The organism is Vibrio sp. 1401 (assembly GCF_033340295.1).
This window is the reverse complement of sequence record NZ_JAWOWF010000297.1, coordinates 1-757: the sequence shown is the minus strand read 5'-3', so window position 1 is coordinate 757 and position 757 is coordinate 1. Positions and strand designations below refer to the sequence as shown.

The 757-nt window shown below is 46.5% G+C and carries 1 protein-coding gene; it reads right to left on the bottom strand.

The window, feature by feature from the left end; translation table 11 throughout:
• Positions 1–757 (bottom strand): PilZ domain-containing protein (locus R7Z77_RS25220; RefSeq protein WP_318137027.1); only part of this gene is annotated, 757 nt, incomplete at both ends.

Sequence of the window (757 nt, the reverse complement as noted above, 5' to 3'; positions counted from 1 at the left end):
TGAACAAACTTAGGACAATGTTGCAGCAAGCGTTTGTATCCATTAAAGCCGACTTGCAGTACAGCCTGCATACTCGATAGAGGCTTATCTGATTGATAGCCTTGTTGCCATTTCGCCCATGTATCTGCACGTGCAAATGTACATTGGACGTATTGGATTCGTTGTTGATGAGACAATTCGTTGAGTTGTAAACCAAATATCCCCTTATGAGCATAGGCAACCGTCATAGGGAACACGAATTCTTGGCCACCTCGATTGAGGATCACTTCTAAGGTTTGACCGAGTAAGTAAGCACAGGTTGGTTCATCGACCCCGTCAATTTCTATGCGCACGCCCCCCAAAGAGAAATCCTTCATCTGCGCTTGTATTAAATGCCCAGAATTAAGCCTAACCGCGACAGGAATCGCCACCTCTACTCGGTGATCTTTTCGCACTTGTTTAGCTTCTACTGCAACCGCAACGGCAGCACCTAAAATCAACAGGTTGTACATCGTCCATACGAGATTCACGATAACTGTACCGATTTCATTTTGAGGCCCCCACCCCATTCGGTAAATCCCTACAGCAAAGCCCAGAATGTTGAGTGCAACCAAAACCAAATATGGTCGGGAGATCACCCAATCGTAGTGAGATTTTTCAACCAAACCGCCGTTTGCCGTTACGTTGAATGTCCCTTTATGGGGTGCAAACAAAGCCACCGTTGTTGGCCTTGCGATATACCAAGCAAGCACGGTTTCGTATACCTCACCCCAGAATG